The sequence below is a fragment of the Bradyrhizobium sp. BRP20 genome, assembly GCF_020194215.1.
In the GTDB taxonomy this organism is placed as follows: Bacteria; Pseudomonadota; Alphaproteobacteria; order Rhizobiales; family Xanthobacteraceae; genus Bradyrhizobium; species Bradyrhizobium yuanmingense.
The window spans coordinates 44,492-64,816 of record NZ_JADYVY010000002.1 but is presented as its reverse complement, the minus strand read 5'-3'; the positions used below and the strand labels follow the sequence as shown (position 1 = coordinate 64,816).

Genomic DNA, 20,325 nt, shown 5'->3' with positions numbered 1-20,325 from the left:
AAATTCCTGTCCGGCCGCGCGCCGGAAATCCCCACGCCGAGTGCCGCCGATCACCCCTGCCGATGAGCTTCGGCCATGGCGACGATCACCTTGCGCGGCCCCTTGAACGGGGCACGCGCGTGCGCGGTGAGCATGTTGTCGAGCATCACGACGTCCCCAGCCTGCCAGGGAAAGCTGATCTTGTGCCTCTCCAGAACGGTCCGGACCGTTGACAATGTTTCGTCCTCGATCGTCGAACCGTCGCCATAGAAGACGTTGCGCGGCAAATCGGCTTCGTCGTCGACCACGTCGAGCAGACTCTCGCGCACCTCCGGGTCGAGATTGGAGACGTGGAACAAATGCGCCTGGTTGAACCAGACCCGGTCACCGGTGACCGGGTGCTGCGCCGTGCCCTGACAGATCTGGCGCGTGCGGAGCTCGCCGTCTTCCTTCCACTCGCATTCGATGTCGTGGCGAGCGCAGTAAGCCTCCACCTCCGATCTGGAGTCGGTGCCGAACACCTGCTGCCAGTCGACGTCGAGCCCGTTGCCGTAGTTCCGCACATACATCACGCCCTTCTCGGTAAACCGCTCGCGAATGGCCGGCGGCATGTCGCGATAGATGGCGCGGCTGTCGGCGATCGGCGTCTCGCCGCCTTCCAGCGCCGGCTGCATGCAGTAGAACCAGATCTTCATCGGCCAATCGCGGGTATAGGCCTGCTCGTTGTGCAGCGGGATATGCTGGTGCGGCGGATACTCCGTGGACGTGTAGACGCCTGAGGTCACCTGCGAACGCGGCGTCGACCCGAACTCGTAGGTCAGCAGCGGGTGGCCGAAATCGGCCGCGAAGGCTCGAAACGCATCGGGACCATCGAGCGCGAAATCGCGAAACACGATGCCGCCGCTGTCGGTGAGGTACCGGTCGATCGTTGCACGCAGCATGGGAAGGGATTCGCCGAGCGGCTGCCCGGCCTCACCTGCCCTAAGCAGCATGGGAAGAGCCTTGCCCTCAATGAGTGGCTGGACGGAGAACGCGCTCATGATCCTCGCTCCGATGCAAACCGGTCGATCGCCCCGATTGCCGGGCCAGCGCCCAGCCGATCCGGTCGATCAGTTCGGCCTGCTGTGTGTGAATGAAGAAGTGATGCCCGGGCAGAATATCGAGCGTGAATGCCGCCGAGGTCTCCAGCCGCCAAGCCTCGAGTGCTTCGCGGCTGGTCTCGTCGTCCGCTCCGCCAAAAACGTGTACGGGGCACGGCAATGGACGCCGCGGCCGGTAGGCATAGGCTCCGCACATCAGAAAATCTGCGCGCAGTACCGGCAGCGCGGATCGCATCAACTCGGCATTCGACAGCGCCTCGTCGGGTGTGCCCTGAAGATCACGCAGCTCCTGCATCAGCGCCTGGTCGCTCAGGGGATGGCGCCACTTGCTGCCGTCCCGAACCGCCGGCGCTTCCGCACCCGAGGCGAAGAGAATGGCCGGCGCAGGCACTCCGCTATCGAGCAGGCCATGTGCGAGCTCGAACGCGATCACGGCACCGAGGCTGTGCCCGAACAACGCATAGGGCCCGTCGAGCTGTGCCGCGAGTTCACCAGCCAGCTGCGCCGCCAGCACGCCCGGATCGGTCGCCAGCGGCTCGTCCATGCGCGCACCACGCCCGGGCCATTCGACCGGCCGAACGTCGATCCATGACGGCAGCAGCCTGCGCCACCGCGCATAGAACATGGCACTGCCGCCGGAATAAGGCAGACAAAGAAGCCGCATCGGACGACCAGACTTCGCTGACTACGTCGTCTGCTGAGGCGACGCGCCGTCCATGAACTTGCGCAAGCTGAGCGGGCGCATGTCGGTCCACACCTGCTCGATATGGTCGAGACATTCCTTCTTGCTGCCGGACTTGCCCACCGCCTTCCAGCCGGCCGGAATCTCCTTGAACGTCGGCCAGATGGAGTATTGCTCTTCGTGATTGACGACGACGGTGAAGGTGACATCGTCTCTGTCGAACACCATCATGGCGCGATCCCCTTTTCGGAAAGCGAAAGCAGAGACGTTTGACTAGGTGAGAAGCCGACGAGGGTCAAAGCAATATCGACGCGACTTTTTGTAAGACCTCAAAATTGGCGACGGGCGGACACAATGCAACCTCCGCGCTTGCGCGCCAATACGCGGAAAACTATTGGGATTTCAGGACGCGACGAAGATTGCTGCAATTCTAACTGCGCAAGGAGGAACTTTTCCGATGTGGCGTGATGGTGCGCAATTTCATTGCACTGTCATCAGCTGCATTGAATAGGTCATGACAAGACAATGCCGCCGCGGACCAACCGCGGCGGCATCAACTCCGTTCGTCCATGAAAGCGGTCTAGAAATTGAAGGTGGTAGAAAGCAGATAGGTCCGAGGCGCGCCGAGCGTGATGACCCCACTATAGGCCGAAGCCCAGTACGCCTTGTTGCCGACGTTTTCGATATTTGCGCGCACCACGATCGGCTTTCCGTTCCAGGGCGACGTGAATGTATATCGCGCCCCGATATCGACGCGCGTCCACTCCGGCAAAGTCAGCGTATTCGCGGCGTTAACGTACTGCGATCCGGTATAGATGACCTTGCTCGTGAACGTGAGACCACGAACAAACGGCGTATCCCATTCCGCGCCCATATTGACGTTGACGACCGGCACGCCAACTGCCGTCCTTCCGTCGGTGAGCCCGCCTTGAGTTCTCTCCTGCACCCCGTCGATCAAGGCGACACCACCGAGAACACGGATGTCGGGCGTGACTTCGCCGAACACGTTTAGTTCCACGCCGCGGTTTCTCTGTCTGCCGTTGAGTTGTTGAGACGCTGAGACGCCCGATGCCACTGAGATAATGCTCGGTTGGCTTATGTCGAACACGCTCAGTGTCGTCGTGAAACGCCCTGCATCGATCTTCATGCCCACTTCAGCCTGTTTCGTCTGCGCCGGCGGGAATACGGTCCCGACGTTGCTAAAGTTGCCGGAAACGACGACCGGCGTCTGGAGACCTTCGATGTAGTTTGCGTAGAGCGCGACGTTCTCGACAGGCTTCACCAGAACTGCGTATGCCGGGCTCCAGACCGACGTGTCCTGCTGTGGTCGGCTCGAGGCTGGCGTGAGGAAGTTCGCCACTTCCGAGCCCGCGGTCTGACGACGAACGCCAAGCGTGACTTGAACGCGATTGTTCAGAATCGACATGGTGTCGGAGGCGCCGACGCTCGAAAGGGTCACGCCCGTCTTCTGATTGGCAGATACTATCGAGAAATTGGGTTTCGCTATGTTGGTCGGTTCTGTGTACAGGTTCCAGAAAATCAGATCCGCGAGAGCATTGTTCGATCGCGTCAAAACCCTCTGATTGTAGGTCCGGTCGTTGATCGAGTAGTTGACGTTTAGCGCATGGTTTACGGGACCAGTGTCAAACGTTGCTCGGATACCAGCCTCACCTGCGAGCGTCTCGAACGTTTCCTTGCCGGCAAACGGCCGCGACCACAGACCTCCTAACTGGGAGACGCCGGGTGGAGATGTCAATGCGCCGGGCGCGACATTGGAGATGTTCGGCGAGGGATAGGCGTAGTTGATGTTGCTATCGTGATAGCCGAACGCTCCGTAGGCGGTCATCCAGTCGGTGACATCCACCTCGCCTCGGGCGGTGGTAAAGAAGTCGGTCGGCGCATAATAGGCCCACGGAACCTGGAAATTCAGTCCGGCTTTTGGTGGCGGAGGAATAACTGTCGTCGTGGCAGGGACATTGAAGAAGCGTAACGGCGGATTTAGGTTGTCAGCCTGATAACCGATATCGACCGCCGCGCGTACGCGTTCTCCGCGGTAATCGAGGCCCAGAACCGCGTTTCCAAATTCATCCGTCTGTCTATTCCAAGGGGTATTTCCGTTCGAGTACGTGCTGTTCAGCCGAACACCCCACTCCTTGTGTTCCCCATAGCGGCGACTGACATCAACGATCCCGCCAAACTGCGATCTTGAAGCGTAAGTTGCTGTGAGCTGGGTAATATCGAAGTCGGGCGCATGCTTGGTGATCAGATTGACGCTTCCGCCGACCGCACCTCCGCTCGAAACGCCGGTACCGCCGGCAGTCATCCCATTGAGCAATGCGCTCGGGCCCTTCAGCACTTCAACGCGCTCCACGAAATTTGCGCCCGAAGAATAGTATGGTGCGATTCCATAGAGGCCGTTCAGCCCATAGTCGCCGCTGTCGTAGTAAAAGCCACGAATAAAGAGACTGTCCGCACCGCCACCGGCTGCCTGAACGACCCTGACCGAGGGATCATTCGCCAGGACATCACGGATCGTGCGCGCTTGCTGGTTCTGTATCAGCTCCGCCGTATAGCTCGTCTGGTTGAACGGCGTGTTCATCACGCCGCGATTGCCGAGCAGACCGAGACTCCCGCCGGTTGCAACCTGGCCGCCTGCGTAGGCGGGCGGCACCGTGCCGACCGTTCCGGTCGAGGGCACCACATAGGGAACGGGTGCAGCCTGGCGCGGAGGCGCCGCGGCGACTGATCGCTGTCCACGCGAGGCGCGCGTCGACTGTGATCTCTGGACCGGCTGACGAGCTCTTGGCTTGGGGGCATCCACGGTCACGGGCGGCAGATTGGATTGCGCAACCGCATGCTGAAGGTCACCCGAAGATTCCATCGACAGTGCGAGATAACTCACCGCGCCCAACGATAGTGTACGCACGATTTTCCTGGCCGAGAGTTCACGCATCATTCCTGCGCCCCAATTCCACTTGCAAGCACGTCCCCGTCGCTTCCTAACATACGACGGTGCTGCGAGAAGGAATTGGGACCTAGAAATTATCTAAGGTTGCACGACGAAACCGTCGTGATCGGAGAAGCGATTTCCTGCTTCGAACTTCACTGAAAATTTTCGAAAGCTTCTAGTTTCAAATCGTTCTAAGCGCCGATCCAACATGTGACATGCAGGCGATACGCTGTCACTCCGTCCGGAATTCTCTATTTAGCCAAGCAGGTTGCGTATGGTGCGCACGAATATTCTTGCACCAATTTCTATCAACTGATCCGGAAAGTCGTAGTTCGACTCATGCAGCCCGGGATGCTCTTTGCCGGCTCCCAGGAAAAACATCGCCGACTTCGAACGGGAGCCAAAACGTCCGAAGTCCTCGGAGCCACGCAGTGGAAGGCCCTCCGCCGAATGTCGCACCCCCTCTGCGTCCAGCGCGCTTCTAAGCTGGGCAACAGCATCGACGTCGTTTGCGCAATGATTGAAGACGTCGCGATAAGCGATTTCCGTGCTCAGCCCCTCACCGGCCGTCACGCGCCGAACCAAGTCTTCCGCCTCCAGGCGGAGCCGTTCCATCATCACGTCGGTGCATGTTCTCAGTGTCGCCCACAATTCGCCGAAGCCCGGCGCGATACCGAACGCAGGCTCCCCAAGTCTTGCGTGGGTGACCGTCAGCATTGAGAAGTCGTCGTCTAGCTCCGTCCCGCGCCCGAGCGCGGGTATCTCCAGCAGAAGCCTGGCGAGCGCGTCTTTCGGGGAGATACCGAGCGCCGGCTTCGACGCGTGCGTCGTTCGTCCTGATAATCTGATCTGCATTCCTTGCGAGGCGCAATTCACCAAACCTTCGGCAAGAGAGACCTGTCCAAGACCGAGGCCGGGAAGGTTATGCAGCGCGAAGACAAAGTCGGGCCGCACCTGCTCAAACTTCGCATCAGCCAGAACGGCGGCCGCACCGGACCCGTCCTCCTCGGCCGGCTGAAACAGGAGTGCTACGCGACCTCGGCTTGGACGTTGCTGGCTCAGATTTTGCGCTACGGCCGCCAGAATTGCCATATGACCATCATGACCGCAGAGATGGGCCTTTCCTGCTATCAGCGATCGATGCTTGAGTTGTGATTTTTCCTGAATCGGCAGTGCATCCAGTTCGGCCCGAAGCATGATCGTCGGGCCAGACTCACGTCCATCATAGATTCCAAGCACGCCGTGACCACCGAGGCCCGAAACGATCCTGTCGGCACCCGCCGCCTGAAGACGGGCCCGCACGGCTTCCGCGGTTTTTGCCTCTTGCCCCGACAGTTCTGGCACGGCGTGAAGATGGCGTCGCCATGTCACCAATTCATTCAGATCGTTCTCGGTCAGGAACATTGGGCTTCTTTCTCACTCATGACCGGCGGCGAAACGCCTGTTGTAGTCGCTGCACTGCTCTCGTCAATTCGATCGCGCGGAAGCCGAGCTCAGTATCACGCCTCAGACCGTCTGCTCAAATTTGCAGTCGATAGATTTTTGTGCATCTCCCGGTGCACACATCGTGCACACGCCGCCCCTTAGCCGATTGAAAATATTGAGCTCTCGCTCCAATCCATCATGGGCGCCGTAGAGAGCTTTCCATCGTGCGAGCCTGCGGCCGACGCCTTCGTCAGCGCGGCACGACGGCCGTCGCCTCGATCTCGACACGCGAGGATGGCTCGACGAGACGCACGATCTGCACCAGCGCCATGCTGGGGTAATGGGTGCCAATGACCTCGCGATAGACTTTGCCGAGCGCCTTCAGGTTCGACACATATTCGTCCATATCCACGACGTACCAGGTCAGGCGCACGAGATGGTCCGGCCGCGCGCCGCCCTCTGCCAGGATCGCGACGATGTTTTCGAACGTCTGGCGGACCTGCGCAACGAGTCCGTCGGCAAATCGCCCGGCTGCGTCCCAACCGACCACACCACCCGTCACGATGAGTCGTCCTTCAGCCATGACGCCGTTCGCATACCCCTTCGGCTGCGGCCAGCCGCTGGGCTGAAGCAGTTGCAGACCACGCGTCGCGGGAACTTCCGGCTTGCTGATCGTGCTCATGCGTCGCTCTCAATCCTCTCAGCGCGGCTTCAACAGCTCGCGTGCGACAATCAATTTCTGGACCTCGGTCGCGCCCTCGTAGATGCGCAGCGCGCGGATTTCGCGGTAGAGACTTTCGACGACCTCTCCCTTGCGCACGCCGCGGCCGCCGAACATCTGGACGGCACGGTCGATGACGCGCTGCGCGGTCTCGGTGGCGGTCAGCTTCGCCATGGCAGCTTCGCGCGTCGTCGGAAGCTTCTGCACATCGCGGCGCCAGGCCGCGCGGTAGGTCAGCAACGCCGCGGCATCGGTGTCGGTCGCCATGTCGCCGAGCGCGGCCTGGGTCAGTTGAAGATCCCCCAGCGTCGCACCGAACATGTTTCGGCTGCGGGCATGCGACAATGCCTCGTCGAGCGCGCGACGGGCAAAGCCGAGGGCTGCGGCGGCGACCGATGCGCGGAAAATATCCAACGTCTGCATCGCGAGCTTGAACCCGCCCCCGGGCGCGCCGAGCCTACGGCTCGCGGGAATCCGGCAATTAGTAAAGCGCAACGTCGCCAGCGGGTGCGGCGCAATGACGTCGATGCGCTCGGCAATGCTAAAACCGGGATCATCCGGAAAGACGACGAAGGCCGAAATGCCGCGGGCGCCCGGCGCCTCGCCCGTTCGCGCAAACAGCGTATAGACGTCGGCAATGCCGCCGTTCGAGATCCAGGTCTTCTCGCCGTCGATGACGTAGTTGTCGCCGTCGACCCGCGCCGTGCAGGATATCGCCGCGACGTCCGACCCCGCCTCCTTCTCGGAGAGCGCGAAGGCCGCGAGCCATTCGCCGGAGCGCACCTTCGGCAGCACGGCCTTGCGCAACTCCGCCGAGCCACCCAGTGCAATCGCTCCGGAGCCAAGCCCCTGCATGGCGAAAGCAAAATCGGCGAGGCCATCGGCATAGGCCAGCGACTCGCGCGACAGGCAGATCGAGCGGGAATCGATCGACGTCGCATCGCCATCGGGCGCCGCGACCGCGCAATCGAGCAACCCCGCCGCGCCCATCGCGCGCACAAGCTTGCGACAGGCACCATCCACATCATTGTGATCGATCTTGTCGAGGGCTCCCGACTGCACGAAGCGATCGAGCGCCTCGCCGATCGCAAGATGGCGGGGCTCGAAGAACGGCCAGTCCAGCCATTCGCGCCGGATCATCTTTACCACGGAGTTCATCCGATCCCTCCTTCGCTCACTGCGCGGCCACGGCAGCGGCACGCGCCAGATTGGCTTCGTATTGTCCCTTGGCGGACAGATACTGCTTCGGCCAGTTGACCGCTGTGATGCCGATGCGCGCGGCTTCGTGCAGCGTCCAGGCCGGGTCGGCGAGATGCGGCCGCGCAATCGCGCAGAGATCCGCGCGGCCAGCCGCGAGAATCGAGTTGGCGTGATCGGCCTCGGAGATCGCACCGACTGCTATCGTCTCGATGCCGACTTCGTTGCGGATCAGATCGGCGAATGGCGTCTGGAACAGGCGGCCGTAGATCGGCCGTTCCTCCTTCCAGACCTGTCCCGAGGAGCAATCGATCACGTCTGCTCCCGCCTCCTTGAACATCGCAGCGAAGATCGCGGCGTCGGCCGGCGTGTTGCCGCCTTCGGTCCAGTCATGGCAGGACAGCCGCACCGACATCGGCCGATCGGATGGCCACGCCGCGCGCATCGCCCTGAAGACCTCCAGCGGAAAGCGCGCACGATTTTCGTGGTTGCTGCCATATTCGTCAGTCCGCCGGTTGGTCAGCGGCGAGAGGAAGCTCGATAGCAAATAGCCATGGGCGCAATGAAGCTCGAGCCAATCGACACCGGCGTCGGCAGCACGGCGCGTTGCGGCGACGAAATCGTCGCGGACGCGGTCCATGTCGCTGCGGTTCATCTCCCGCGGCAACTGGCTGTGCGGCAGATAGGGCAGCGCGGAAGCCGAGATCAGCGGCCAATTGCCTGAAGCCAGCGGTTGGTCAATCCCCTCCCAGGCGAGCCGGGTCGATCCCTTCCGCCCGGCATGGCCGAGCTGGATGCCGACCTTGGCATGTCCGAGGCTATGGACCAGATCGACCAGCCGGCGCCATTGTGCCGCTTGCTCATCATTCCAGAGCCCGAGACAGCCCGGCGTAATCCTGGCATCCGGTGAGACGCAGGTCATCTCGGCAAAGATCAACGCGGCGCCGCCCATGGCGCGCGCTCCGAGGTGGGCGATGTGGAAGTCGTTGATCAGCCCGTCCTTCGCCGAATACATCGCCATCGGCGAGACCATGATGCGGTTCGCCAGCGTGAGGCCGCGCACGCGGTGCGGCGTCAGCATCGGCGGCGGTACCCGTTCGCCGTCCTCGACGGCGATGCCCGAGCGCGCGGCAAACCATCGCTCGAATCCTTCCAACCAGGCACGGTCGCGCAGGCGCAGGTTTTCATGGCTGATGCGCTGGGAACGCGTCAGCATCGAATAGAAGAATTGCGGCGGTTCGAGCGTATCAGCATAGCGCCGGCCGACCACCTCGAACCATTCCATCGCATTGCGCGCGGCGTTCTGGATGCGCGCCACGTCGACGCGGCGTACTTCCTCGTAGGCCTCCAGCACGGTCTGGATGCGGTCGCGCCCGTGACCATGGCGATCGAACTGGTTGGCGAGCTCGATGGCGTCGTCGAGCGCGAGCTTGGTGCCCGACCCGATGGCGAAATGCGCGGTGTGCGCGGCGTCCCCCATCAGCACGACATGGGAGCGGCCGTTGAACACGCTCCATTTGCCGCAGATCAGGCGGCTGAAATTGAGCCAAGCCGAGCCGCGCAGATGGCGGGCGTTGGTCAAGAGCTTCGCACCGTCGAGCGTCTCGGCGAAGATCTTCTCGCAGAAGTCGATCGACCCTTGCTGATCGAGCTCGCCCAGCCCGTGAGCATTGTAGGTCTCTTCCGTGGTCTCGACGATGAAGGTCGAGGTCTCCGCGTCGAACTTGTAAATGTGTGCCTGGAACCAGCCGTGCTCGGTCCTCTGGAAATCGAACGTGAAGGCGTCGAACGCCTTCTTGGTGCCGAGCCAGATGTAGCGGTTCGGCCGGATCACCATGTCCGGCTGGAACTGTTCGGCATAGCGGGCGCGAATCCTGGAATTCACACCGTCGGTGGCCACGATCAGGTCGGCGTCGGGGAATTCAAGATCGGACTCCACCTCACGCTCGAAGGCGAGCTCGACACCCAGAGCCTCGCAGCGCCTCTGGAGAATGTTGAGCAGATGCTTGCGACCAATGCCGATGAAGCCGTGGCCGGTCGTGCGCTGCCGCGTCCCCTTGAAGACCAGCTCGATGTCGTCCCAATGATTGAAGGCGTCCTCGATCTCGGCCGCGCTTTCGGGGTCGGCAAGACGCATCGCAGACATCATGACATCGGAGAATACCACCCCCCAGCCAAACGTATCGTAGGGCTTGTTGCGCTCGACGACCGTGACGACATGTTCCGGATGTCGACGCTTCATCAGGAGGCCCAGATAGAGGCCGGCCGGCCCGCCGCCGATACAGACTATGCGCATGATCCCTCGCTTTCGCGCGTTGCGCCGAGCTCTCACCCAATTATTTTAAGTATAAAATATTTCCTCGACGCGTGCCTTGTCAAGGCGGTTCTGCAAAGGCCCTGGAGGGCACGCCCCTCAGCGCAGCGCCGATCCTGAAATTTAGTGTAAATCGGATGCACGGCGGCGCCGATTCCGGATCCCTCGGACCCAGCCTTGAATTTACTTTTGGCACGAACTATCTTGCCAATGTCCACGAGAGCTGCGCCAGCTTTCGTAAGCCACGAAGCCCGGGAGATTCGATTGGCACTCGCGAAGGAGTCCACGCCTGTTTCGGCCAGGAATGAGACGGATCAGGAGGCCGAGTACAGGGCTCAAACACGCCTTTGGCTCCGACTGCTCGCCTGCACGTCCCTCATCGAAGGCGAGTTGCGGCGCCGGTTTCGCGAAGAGTTCGACTTCACGATGCCCCGATTCGACGTTCTCGCCCAGCTCGACCGCGAACCAAGCGGACTTGTGCTGGGAGAGCTGCCCAAGCGCCTGATGGTCTCGGCCGGAAACCTCACGCCGATCGTCGACCGCCTGGTCGCAGATGGATACATCACCCGCACGGCGTCGAACCTCGACCGGCGCGTGCAGATCGTCTGTATGACCGTCGAAGGCCGCAAGATCTTCAGGCGAATGGCCAAGAGCCACGGCGCATGGCTTGCCGAGCTGCTGGCGGATTTCCCGGCAGATCGGTTCGATGGATTGATCGGCGAGCTCGACGAACTCAAGGCCGCCGTCAGGGACGCCTTGCAAAAACCTTGAGCGAATACGACCTCAGCCTCGTATCTTCACTCCGGCCGCTTCGCGATCCCATGTATCCGTCGTGACGCCGGCATCGCGCAGCACGCCCTTCTTGATCTTGCCGTTCTCCGTCAGCGGCATCTGACTGAGGATTCGCACATAGCGCGGAATGGCGAAATAGGCGATCCGCCCTTCGCAATGCCTGACGACGTCGACGGGCTGTAGCAAGTGGCCCGGCTCCAGCAGAATTGCAGCGGCAACTTCGTCCTCACCCAACTCCGACGGCACCGGGTAGATCGCGCAGGCCGCGACGGCGGGGTGCGACTGGATCGCCTGCTCGACCTCCCACGAGGACACGTTCTCGCCACGCCTGCGGATGGAATCCTTCATGCGATCGATGAAGCGATAATGCCCGTCGGAATCGCGAACGACCCGATCGCCCGAGTGGAACCACAGATTTCGCCAAGCCTCCACGGTCTTCTCCGGCATGCCGAAATAGCCGGACGCGAACGCAAAGGGTTCTCTCGCGCGAAGCACGAGCTCGCCGGCCTCCCCATCAGGCAGCGCGGAATCATTCTCGTCGACGATCCGCGCCTCGATGCCATCGGCCAGGTACCCCATCGTCCCCGCCCGATCCGACGGAATCGTGCCGGCGAACACAAAATTCGTCTCGGTCGACCCGTAGCCGTCGACCAGCGGTACGCCGAAGCGCTCGCGGAACGGGCCGTGGATTTGCGGCGGCACGCCGCCGCCAAGCGCGACACGAAGGCGATGCATTGACTCGTCTGCGCTCTTCGGCTGCGCCAGCAGCATCGAGGCCATCGCACCGAGCAGATAGCCGACCGTCGCATTGTGCTGTCTCGCGGCAGCCCAAAAGCCGGAAGCAGAGAATTTCGACTCGAGCACGTACGTGCATCCGTTCAGCAGCGCCTGATAGAACGCATTCAGCGCGTTGGTGTGGAACAGCGGCAGCGTCGTGAACAGCACATCGCCCTCGCGGATTCCGAGCGCCCGCGCCGAATAGATGCCCCACCAGAACAGCTGCGCCTGCGGACAGCACACACCCTTCGCAGGCCCCGTGGTGCCCGACGTATAGAGGATCGCAACGGTGTCACCGGGACGCACGGCGCCCGCCGGGGCTGCGGCGCCAAGAGGCGGCAGCGAGACCGCGGAAATCCTGGCACCGACTGCGTCGGCGGCAGCTCCGATGATCCAGGTCCGGGGCGGCAGCTCGATATCCGCCTCGACACTCTCGACCGCGCTGGCGAACTGAGCCTCGACGACGAGAAGCGCGGGACGCGAGTTGCGAAAAATGTGGGACAGCTGGAAGCCGCGCAACGCGGTGTTGATCGGGACTGCAATCGCCCCCAGCCACGCACAGCCGAGATAGACCTGCAAGAACTCCGGACGGTTCGAGCACATCAGCGCGACCCGATCGCCCGGCTTGATCCCGGCATCGACCAGCGTTTGGGCCGACGCGGCCGCAATCGCCGCCGCCTGCGCAAAGCTCCAACGCGCCTCTCCGGCAACGAGCAGAAGGCGATCGCCGTAACGCTCACTTTGCCGCGTCAGCATCGTCGAGAGGACGCGCTCGGACGGCGGAAACGACGCCATCGCGCGCGACCAGGCCGGCGTCACGTCCTCACAGCCGACCACGTCGGTGATGCCCGCCAGCGCATCGTTCTCCATTGCGATCATGCTCGCAACTCAAGGCAACAGCTTGTACTTGCCGTCCTCGATCTGGATCATGATGCGCGAGCGATCGTCGACCCCATGCCGGTCCGCCGGCGTATAGGTGTAGATGCCCTGCGTCCCCACGACCTCCTTGGCGGTGAACAGCGCCTGGCGAATGGCGGTACGGAACTCAGGTGAGCCCGGCTTGGCACCGGTTGCCAGCGCACGCTTGGCGGCGTCGGCGAAGATCAGCCAGCCGTCGAACGAATAGGAGGAGAATGAATCCGTCGGCGCCTCGCCGTTGGCCTTTTCGAAGGCCGAGCGGAAATCCAGGGCGACCTTCTGGATCGGATTGCTGGCCGAAAGCTGCTCCGCCGCGGTCACAGGTCCCGTCGGGCAGATGATGCCGTTGGCAGCCTTGCCGGCCAGACGAAGGAAATCGGCGCTGATCAGCCCGTGATTGCCATAAAGCGGCCCCTTGTATCCACGCTCGGACAGAGCGATGACCGGCAGCGCGCCCGGCGTGCCGGTGCCGCCGAGCATGATGGCGTCGGGACGCGCGGCGAGCGCGCGCAGCACCTGAGCCGTCACCGAGGAGTCCGACCGGGCGTAGCGTTCGTTGGCGATGACCTTGATGCCGGCGGCCTTCGCACTCTGCTCGAGCGAATTGTACATGAGATCGCCGAACGCATCCGAGAAACCGATGAAGGCGACGGTCGTCAGGCCCTTCGCCTTCATGTGGTCGACGATTCCTTGCACCAGAAGCGGCGTGGGCTGCGGCGTCTGCACGACCCAGGGACCGCCGTCGCCTGACGGTACCGGTGCGATCGGCGACACCGCGATCATCGGAATCTTCATCTCGATGGCCGCGGTCGCCATCGCGAGCGTCTGGGGAGCGCCGGACGTGCCGATCAGGATATCGACCTTCTCTTGCTCAACCAGCTTGCGCGCATTGCGTGCCGACGCGGTCGGATCAGAGCCGTCGTCGAGCTGGATGAGCCGCAGCTTCTCGCCGCCGATTTCGCCGATATAGGCCTGACCTGCTGCGATCCCCTTGGCGTTGGGAATACCGATCGATGACACCGGCCCGCTGAGGCCGGTAACGAAACCGACGAGGATCTCGGCCTGCGCGAATTGCGGAACGGCAAGCAGCAATGCAGTGGAAGCCACCAGGCTCTTGATCAAGTTCATGACACCTGTCTTTCGGGAGAATTTCTTGTTCTGATTGGCGAGCGCCATGGACTCAGGTCGAGGACACCAGCGCGATGACTCGAAGCGGGCTGCCGGAGCCGTTCCGGATCTTCAGTGGCGAGGCCACGATGACGGCGCCGGTGGGGGGAAGCTGATCCAGGTTACACAGGCATTGCAGGCCGTAGCGGCCCGCGCCGTGCAGGAAGTGATGCGCCGGATAAGGCGGCTCGAAGTGTCCGGCCTGCCCCGCATCCGTGCCGATGGTTTCGGTGCCGAAACCGATGACACCGCGCTCCTCCACCAGCCACTTCATCACCGCCGGGTTCGGGCCCGGCGTATGCGCGCCGTCGTCCCTGAGATTGGAGTAGTCGCGCCAACCCTTCTTCGACCAGTCGGTCCTGAGCAGCACCCAATTCCGCTCGGGGATCCGGCCGTGCCTGGCTTCCCAGGCTTCGACAATCGGGACGGTCAGCAGGAAATCGGGATCCTGAGCCGCCTGCGCCGAGCAGTCGATGACGCAGGCCGGTGCGATCATGTCCTTGGCCGGCATCGTGTCGACGGCATTGTTCGGCAGGTTCTTGCCAGTGAACCAGTGAATCGGCGCGTCGAAATGCGTGCCGGTGTGTTCGCCGAACGTAACGTTGTTCCAGTACCAGGCCGGGCCGCGGCCATCGTATCGCGATATCTCCTGGATGCGGACAGGCGCGGCCTGACCGAACTCCGGCGGCAGGACGATGACCGGAAAGTCCGGGCTGAGCGTAAAGGTCAGATCGACGACGCGCACCGCGCCGGAAGAAACCGCACTCGCCAACTCCAAGAGATTATTGCTTTGCATGGTCACGTCCTCCAGCTCGGTTGAAATCCCGCTTCTTATCGATCGAGCTCGCGCTCGAGCGCTTTCGGATTGGCCGCGAGACGTTGCCGGATCTCCTCGGCGACATCTCCGACATACATCTCTTCGAGCCCGTTCTTGAGGCCCGACACGATTGCCTGCGCGATCGCGCGCGGTGCGACCTTCGGCGGCGGCACGGTCTGGAACCATTCGGTGTCGACGGGGCCGGTGAACAGGTTCATCACCCGGACGCCGCCGGGCCGCAGCTCCGCGCGCAAGCAATGCGACAGCGACAGGCACGCCGCTTGCGAGGCCGAGTAGGCGCCGAAGGCGGGCCAGTTCGCCAGTGCATAGACCGAGAGAATATTGACCCATGCCGCGCTGCTGTTGATACCGTCGGCACCGCGCATCCGCATGGCCGGGCCAAAGGCTTGAGCGAGATTGATGAAGCCGAGATAGGCCTGATCGATCTCGTCCCGTGCGATGCTCGTGCCCCTGCGGTCAAGCAGGCCGCCCGGCCGGACATATTCCGTCGTGTTGACGAGAATATCGACCTTGCCGCCGATGTCGGCCGCAAGATCGGTAGCCGATTTTTCGTCAGCAGCATCGAGAGTCACGATCTCGATCCCGTCTTGACCGCGCAGCCGCTCCTCGCCGGCGAACGGCCGCCATGGTTCGGCAATGCCGACGAACACCGTCTTGGCGCCCGCCGCCTTCAAAGCGGTGACGGCTTCCTGACCGATGACGCTGCGGCCATTGGTGACGAGCACGCGACGGAATTTCGGATCAGCCGTCATTTCCCGCCACTGCTTGTCGTCTGCCATGTTGGGAGTCTCCCCTTCGGGACGGGCAAAGGCCACCGCCTGGCCGCTCTTGTCGAGTTGCAGCGATATGCTGACGGCCGCGCCCTCTGCGCAGTCGGCATGAAGATGTGCGACGATCGTCGGACCGCAATCCATCTTGACGAGGCCGATCCGCCACGGCGCCCGTTCGCGGAAATAGACGTCGCTCGGCACCCGCGCCGTTGTCTCGGCAAGCAGTACACCTTGCCGCGGCGCATCGACGAAAGCGAGGCCGGCCGAAAGACAAGACGGGCAGGCTTCGCGCGCCGGATAAGCAAAGGTGCCGCAAGCCTCGCAGCGCTGCAGCATAAAGCGGCCTTCGGCGGCCGCGCGCGTGAACCCGTGTGACATCCTGCTGCGCGGTCGCGGTGGCGAGGCCGGTAGCCGCGTCCGCAGCAGCGGGTTCTTGCGCCGGGGCGGCTTGATCTGCTCTATCATCGCGACGGTCCAGCAAGGATCGCGGCACCCGAAGCGAGACCACGATCATAGTTGATCATGCCGAACCCCGAGGCCAGAGCGAGGCTCGCATTCCTGACCTGCGTGGGACCGGCACTGCCCAGAACCTGCCGCAACCCTTCAACGAGGCCGAGATAGGCGCCGGCGGCACCGGCCTGCCCGACCGAGAGCTGTCCGCCCGAGGTGTTGTGCGGGAAGTCGCCATCGATGGTGAGATCGTGTTGGCGCACGAACTCAGCGCCCTCGCCCTTCTTGCAGAATCCGAGATCCTCGAACTGCATCATCGTGATGACGGGATAGTCGTCATAGGTCTGCACGACATCGAGATCGTCAGGCTTGACGCCGGCCATCGCATAGAGCTCGTCGACATCCATCGCCCAGCCGCCGCGCACCTGCATCGGATCGTCGGCAAAGGCATTGTGCCGCTCGATCGTCGAAAGGAGTCGCGCGGCGGGCAGCTTCAGCGATGACGCCGTCTCATCGCGCATCACGAGGAAAGCTTCCGCGCCCGCACAGGGCATCACGCAATCAAACAGGTGGATCGGATCGGAAATCGGCCGGGCCGCCAGGTATTGCTCGAGCGTGAGCGGAGCCTTCATGAGCGCATGCGGGTTGCGCAGGGCATTGGCGCGCTGGGCGACAGCGATCTTGCCGACGTCCTCGCGCGCGACGCCGAACATTCGCATATAGTTGCGCGCAATCAGCGCAAAGCTGGCATTGGCGCCGCCCGCGCCGTAAGGATAGACGGCGTCCTGATTGAACCGCGAGAAATTCTCCAGCGTCACCCTGAACGAATCGACGTGATTGGTGTCGCCAGCTACGCACGCCACGATGTCGGCATCGCGCGCCTGAACCGCGCGCGCCGCCTTGCGCAGCGCCGCGATGGCGCTGGCGCCGCCGAGCGGGATCGTGTCCAACCACCGGACGCAGAGCCCGAAATGCTGCGTCAATCCGACGCCACTGTCCGTGCCCATGGTGAAACTGGAGACGCACAGGCCGTCGATGTCCGACGCCTTGATGCCGGCCTGCGCGACGAGCGCGCTCAGCGCCCGCCCGATCCACCACTGCGCGCTCTCGATGGAGTAGCGCACATAGGGAATCGTGACGGGAGCCGCGATCACGACGTCGTCGTATGGTGCGCGCAAGGTGTTGATCACCGACCGCCCTCGTTCATCCGCCTCAGACCACCGTCAGTTTCACGTCAATATTGCCGCGGGTTGCGTTCGAATAGGGGCAACGCTCATGCGCGCCGGCAACGACCTCCTGGGCCACAGCCTTCTCGACTCCGGGCAGGTCGACTTTCAGCTCGACAGCGAGCGCATATCCGACGGGCACCGGCCCCATCGCAACCTTCGCAGTCACGGACGGCTCGGCGGAGGGCACCACCTTCCGCGTGCGCGCGACGAGCTTGACCGCGCCGAGAAAGCAAGCGGCATAGCCGGCTGCAAAGAGCTGCTCGGGATTGGTGCCTTCGCCACCGGGGCCACCCATCGATTTCGGCAAGGACAGGGACACCGACAGCAGACCGTCAGCGCTGGCCGCCTTGCCATCCCGACCTCCGGTCGCCGTCACCTCGGTCTCGTACAGGATCTTCTCGGGGGTCATCATGATTTGGTCTCCAGGAACGGCATTTCGACGACTAGCGGCTGTTACGGGCAAGTAGTGCGCGGAAATCATCGCGGGCCTGGGCGCTGGCCCGCCCGAAGCTCGGCCCGCGGCTGGGCTCGGTGCCATTGAGCTTGCGGAGCTGCACCCACATCTCGGCACTCTTGAGCGCCACGGCCGCGCAATTGACCACCGGAGCGTGGCCGACCTTCAGGCCATGCTCCCGCCCGATCAAAAGGCCTGGCAACACGCCGGCCGGGATCACGACATCCGCGCCGCGTTCCACCAGCGGGAGCGCGCAGGCGACGAAGTCCTTGATCATGCGGGCTTGCGCGGCAGCGTTTCCGGCGAACGCATCGGCGAAATCATCCGGCCTGCAGCCTAGGCCAGTCACATGGACGACGCGATCGCCGAGGCCGTAACGCTCGGCCTGCTCATAGTGCAAGACCTCGAAGACGGGATCGAGCGTCACAAGACCTAGCCGCCGTCCGAGTTGAGAGGCCGCCAGCAACGTCGCCTCGCCGGTCCCGATCACGGGAATGTCGAGCGCCGAGCGCAGCTCGTAGAGTCCGGGATCCTGAAAATGTCCCATGACGAAGGCGTCGAACCCGCCCTCCTCCGCTGCGATGCCGTTGTCAATTGCCTGGACCGCACAGCGCAATTCCGCGAGCCGTCCGAACTCGCGGTCCGGCGGACTGAGGCCCTCGACGTGGACCGTCGTGCCTGGCGCAGCGATGTCGTTCAGGTATTCCGACAGCCGCGCCATGTAGGGCGCATTCACGGTCGCATCAACAAAGCTCTGCCAGAAGATGCGCATCGTCCTTCTCCTCAAGCGATGATCGGAGGATCGGTCGTCGGCTGCCGATGAATATATTTCAATCATAAACTAATTGACGCGTCAAATGCGCGCGGCGGCGACGGTGACCCGTGCCGTCGGGGCCAAGGCGAGCACGGCGTTTTCGACCAATCGAGGAGCGCAGAAGCGCCGCACACTGACGAAATTGTATGCAACAACATTTTTTTCTGACAGCCCCGTGACACGTGTTGACGGCGCCACCGAAGTTACTTTAGGCTTTAAGTAATTCCTCGCCGGTCAAGGACCGGTGGCCATGACAATGATGTTGCAGGGCACCGATTTTGAGAGACTCGATCGTGTGGACAGTCGCCGTGCTCGAACAGCCGGCCCTTAGCAGCAGCATCGCCGGCCGCGCATCGCGGCCGCACCGACGACCTTTCATCGCTCCGGAAAACGCCCGCTTGCATGTGCCGGTGGGCCTGTCGTTCGCGCGGCACGCAACATCATGGCTGCTGAGCACCGGGCGAGCACACTCTCTTCGGTCGCGCCCAATATTTGGCGTCGCAGCAATGTTTTCAATCGGTCGGTTCGTCGTTCGGGGACCCCGCGCGGCAGCATCGAAGCATTCCCATCCAGCATCAACGGAGGAGAACGCCTATGCGCAAGACTCTGAGCTTACTTGCACTTGCCGCCGGCATCGTCACAGCCCCCGCCGCGCGGGCCGATATCACCATCGGCTTCGTCACCTCGCTCAGCGGCAACGGCTCGTCGATCGGCATCCCCTACGGGCGCGGCATCAACGCGGCCTATGAATACAAGAAGACCGTCAACGGCGAGACCATCCGCCTGATCCAGCTCGACGACGGCTCCGACCCGTCGGCCGCGACCCGCAACGCGCGCAAGCTGGTGGAAGAAGAGAAGGTCGACCTCCTGATAGGCACCGCGACCGCGCCCTCGACCATCGCCATGGCGGCGGTGGCGAGCGAATTGAAAGTGCCGATGATCGCGGTCTCGCCGATCGGCAAACTGCCGGAAACGCCCGAGCAGTGGGTGGTGTCGGTGCCGCAGCCTGCATCCCTCCTCGTCAAGATCATCGCCGATCGCATGAAGCGCGACGGCATGAAGAACATCGGCTATATCGGCTTCTCTGACGCCTGGGGGGACCTCGTCTACAACGGCGCCAAGGCGGCGGAGGCCGCCGGCGATGTCAAGATCCAGACCAACGAGCGCTATGCGCGCACCGACACTTCGGTCACCGCGCAGATCCTCAAAGTGCTCGCGGCGCGGCCGGACGCCGTGCTGGACGGCGGCTCGGGGACGCAAGGCGCGCTGCCGCTCCTCAGCCTCGCGGAGCGCGGCTTCAAGGGAAACACCTACGGCACGGTGGCGCTCGTCAATCCGGACTTCGTGAACGTCGGCGGCAAGGCGGCCGAAGGCATCCAGGTCTCCGCCGGCCCGGTCATCGTGGCCGAGCAGCTGCCCGACGAACATTTCGCCAAGAAGATCGCGCTGGATTTCCGCAGCGTCTACCAGAAGGTCCATAACATCCCGACCACCGACGGCTTCTCGGCCTACTCCTTCGACGCCTGGCTGATCTTCGCCAACGCAGCGGAGCGCGCGCTCAAGACGGCGAAGCCCGGCACGGCGGAATTTCGCGCCGCCCTGCGGGACGCGATCCTCAGCACCAAGGAGCTGCCCGGCGTGCACGCCATCTACAACTTCAAGCCCGGCTCGGTGACCGGCGTCGATGAGCGCGCGCTGGTCGTGGTGCGCCTGACGGGCGGCGCCTGGAAATACGCGCCGTAGTCGGA

At 63.1% G+C, this 20,325-nt stretch carries 17 protein-coding genes; 2 read left to right on the top strand and 15 right to left on the bottom strand.

Annotated features, from left to right (window positions below; all coding sequences use genetic code 11):
* Positions 1-50: 50 nt before the first annotated feature.
* The 8 genes from I6F33_RS05005 to I6F33_RS04970 all read right to left on the bottom strand — a co-directional run bounded on the left by I6F33_RS05005 (position 51) and on the right by I6F33_RS04970 (position 10,350).
* Positions 51-1,019, bottom strand: coding sequence for a TauD/TfdA family dioxygenase (locus I6F33_RS05005; protein ID WP_225112780.1), 969 nt, complete (start codon positions 1,017-1,019; stop codon positions 51-53).
* Complete coding sequence (locus I6F33_RS05000; RefSeq protein ID WP_081494622.1) at positions 988-1,743, bottom strand: thioesterase II family protein; 756 nt, start codon at positions 1,741-1,743, stop codon at positions 988-990. Before I6F33_RS05000 ends, I6F33_RS05005 begins: the two co-directional genes overlap by 32 nt.
* Positions 1,744-1,764: 21 nt before the next feature.
* Positions 1,765-1,992 (bottom strand): MbtH family protein, encoded by a 228-nt coding sequence (locus tag I6F33_RS04995; protein WP_036013449.1) that lies wholly within the window; start codon positions 1,990-1,992, stop codon positions 1,765-1,767.
* Positions 1,993-2,341: 349 nt separating this feature from the next.
* Positions 2,342-4,717 (bottom strand): TonB-dependent siderophore receptor, encoded by a 2,376-nt coding sequence (locus I6F33_RS04990; RefSeq protein ID WP_225141374.1) that lies wholly within the window; start codon positions 4,715-4,717, stop codon positions 2,342-2,344.
* 249 nt (positions 4,718-4,966) lie between these two features.
* Complete coding sequence (locus I6F33_RS04985; RefSeq protein ID WP_225112778.1) at positions 4,967-6,115, bottom strand: amidohydrolase; 1,149 nt, start codon at positions 6,113-6,115, stop codon at positions 4,967-4,969.
* 271 nt (positions 6,116-6,386) lie between these two features.
* Positions 6,387-6,818, bottom strand: coding sequence for a RidA family protein (locus I6F33_RS04980; RefSeq protein WP_225112777.1), 432 nt, complete (start codon positions 6,816-6,818; stop codon positions 6,387-6,389).
* An 18-nt stretch (positions 6,819-6,836) separates the two neighbouring features.
* Positions 6,837-8,015, bottom strand: a complete 1,179-nt coding sequence (locus I6F33_RS04975; protein ID WP_225141372.1) for an acyl-CoA dehydrogenase family protein — start codon at positions 8,013-8,015, stop codon at positions 6,837-6,839.
* A 16-nt stretch (positions 8,016-8,031) separates the two neighbouring features.
* Positions 8,032-10,350, bottom strand: coding sequence for a bifunctional salicylyl-CoA 5-hydroxylase/oxidoreductase (locus I6F33_RS04970; protein ID WP_225141370.1), 2,319 nt, complete (start codon positions 10,348-10,350; stop codon positions 8,032-8,034).
* A 282-nt stretch (positions 10,351-10,632) separates the two neighbouring features.
* On the opposite strand from I6F33_RS04970, the gene I6F33_RS04965 reads away from it, so the two are divergent.
* Positions 10,633-11,139, top strand: coding sequence for a MarR family winged helix-turn-helix transcriptional regulator (locus I6F33_RS04965; RefSeq protein WP_128262334.1), 507 nt, complete (start codon positions 10,633-10,635; stop codon positions 11,137-11,139).
* A 12-nt stretch (positions 11,140-11,151) separates the two neighbouring features.
* Here the strand turns inward: I6F33_RS04965 and I6F33_RS04960 are convergent, their stop codons facing one another.
* The 7 genes from I6F33_RS04960 to I6F33_RS04930 are packed head-to-tail and all read right to left on the bottom strand — an operon-like array spanning position 11,152 to position 18,535.
* Complete coding sequence (locus I6F33_RS04960; protein ID WP_225141368.1) at positions 11,152-12,816, bottom strand: ATP-dependent acyl-CoA ligase; 1,665 nt, start codon at positions 12,814-12,816, stop codon at positions 11,152-11,154.
* A gap of 9 nt (positions 12,817-12,825) precedes the next feature.
* Positions 12,826-13,983, bottom strand: coding sequence for an ABC transporter substrate-binding protein (locus tag I6F33_RS04955; RefSeq protein WP_225141366.1), 1,158 nt, complete (start codon positions 13,981-13,983; stop codon positions 12,826-12,828).
* A gap of 52 nt (positions 13,984-14,035) precedes the next feature.
* Complete coding sequence (locus I6F33_RS04950) at positions 14,036-14,818, bottom strand: cyclase family protein (protein WP_225141364.1); 783 nt, start codon at positions 14,816-14,818, stop codon at positions 14,036-14,038.
* A gap of 35 nt (positions 14,819-14,853) precedes the next feature.
* Positions 14,854-16,095: an SDR family NAD(P)-dependent oxidoreductase gene (locus tag I6F33_RS04945; protein WP_225141362.1), complete on the bottom strand. Its 1,242-nt coding sequence runs from the start codon at positions 16,093-16,095 to the stop codon at positions 14,854-14,856.
* Positions 16,092-17,270, bottom strand: a complete 1,179-nt coding sequence (locus I6F33_RS04940; RefSeq protein ID WP_225141351.1) for a thiolase family protein — start codon at positions 17,268-17,270, stop codon at positions 16,092-16,094. The genes I6F33_RS04945 and I6F33_RS04940 overlap by 4 nt, the downstream gene beginning before the upstream one ends.
* A gap of 22 nt (positions 17,271-17,292) precedes the next feature.
* Positions 17,293-17,721, bottom strand: coding sequence for an organic hydroperoxide resistance protein (locus I6F33_RS04935; protein ID WP_346657200.1), 429 nt, complete (start codon positions 17,719-17,721; stop codon positions 17,293-17,295).
* A 31-nt stretch (positions 17,722-17,752) separates the two neighbouring features.
* Positions 17,753-18,535: an aspartate/glutamate racemase family protein gene (locus I6F33_RS04930; RefSeq protein WP_225141349.1), complete on the bottom strand. Its 783-nt coding sequence runs from the start codon at positions 18,533-18,535 to the stop codon at positions 17,753-17,755.
* A 636-nt stretch (positions 18,536-19,171) separates the two neighbouring features.
* On the opposite strand from I6F33_RS04930, the gene I6F33_RS04925 reads away from it, so the two are divergent.
* Positions 19,172-20,320: an ABC transporter substrate-binding protein gene (locus tag I6F33_RS04925; protein ID WP_036023841.1), complete on the top strand. Its 1,149-nt coding sequence runs from the start codon at positions 19,172-19,174 to the stop codon at positions 20,318-20,320.
* Positions 20,321-20,325 lie beyond the last annotated feature (5 nt).

Excerpts from the sequence above, each read along its gene's own strand:
- I6F33_RS05005 (WP_225112780.1), bottom strand. The coding sequence starts at position 1,019 with ATGAGCGCGTTCTCCGTCCAGCCACTCATTGAGGGCAAGGCTCTTCCC.
- I6F33_RS05000 (WP_081494622.1), bottom strand. The coding sequence starts at position 1,743 with ATGCGGCTTCTTTGTCTGCCTTATTCCGGCGGCAGTGCCATGTTCTAT.
- I6F33_RS04995 (WP_036013449.1), bottom strand. The coding sequence starts at position 1,992 with ATGATGGTGTTCGACAGAGACGATGTCACCTTCACCGTCGTCGTCAAT.
- I6F33_RS04990 (WP_225141374.1), bottom strand. The coding sequence starts at position 4,717 with ATGATGCGTGAACTCTCGGCCAGGAAAATCGTGCGTACACTATCGTTG.
- I6F33_RS04985 (WP_225112778.1), bottom strand. The coding sequence starts at position 6,115 with ATGTTCCTGACCGAGAACGATCTGAATGAATTGGTGACATGGCGACGC.
- I6F33_RS04980 (WP_225112777.1), bottom strand. The coding sequence starts at position 6,818 with ATGAGCACGATCAGCAAGCCGGAAGTTCCCGCGACGCGTGGTCTGCAA.
- I6F33_RS04975 (WP_225141372.1), bottom strand. The coding sequence starts at position 8,015 with ATGAACTCCGTGGTAAAGATGATCCGGCGCGAATGGCTGGACTGGCCG.
- I6F33_RS04970 (WP_225141370.1), bottom strand. The coding sequence starts at position 10,350 with ATGCGCATAGTCTGTATCGGCGGCGGGCCGGCCGGCCTCTATCTGGGC.
- I6F33_RS04960 (WP_225141368.1), bottom strand. The coding sequence starts at position 12,816 with ATGATCGCAATGGAGAACGATGCGCTGGCGGGCATCACCGACGTGGTC.
- I6F33_RS04955 (WP_225141366.1), bottom strand. The coding sequence starts at position 13,983 with ATGAACTTGATCAAGAGCCTGGTGGCTTCCACTGCATTGCTGCTTGCC.
- I6F33_RS04950 (WP_225141364.1), bottom strand. The coding sequence starts at position 14,818 with ATGCAAAGCAATAATCTCTTGGAGTTGGCGAGTGCGGTTTCTTCCGGC.
- I6F33_RS04945 (WP_225141362.1), bottom strand. The coding sequence starts at position 16,095 with ATGATAGAGCAGATCAAGCCGCCCCGGCGCAAGAACCCGCTGCTGCGG.
- I6F33_RS04935 (WP_346657200.1), bottom strand. The coding sequence starts at position 17,721 with ATGATGACCCCCGAGAAGATCCTGTACGAGACCGAGGTGACGGCGACC.
- I6F33_RS04930 (WP_225141349.1), bottom strand. The coding sequence starts at position 18,535 with ATGCGCATCTTCTGGCAGAGCTTTGTTGATGCGACCGTGAATGCGCCC.
- I6F33_RS04925 (WP_036023841.1), top strand. The coding sequence starts at position 19,172 with ATGCGCAAGACTCTGAGCTTACTTGCACTTGCCGCCGGCATCGTCACA.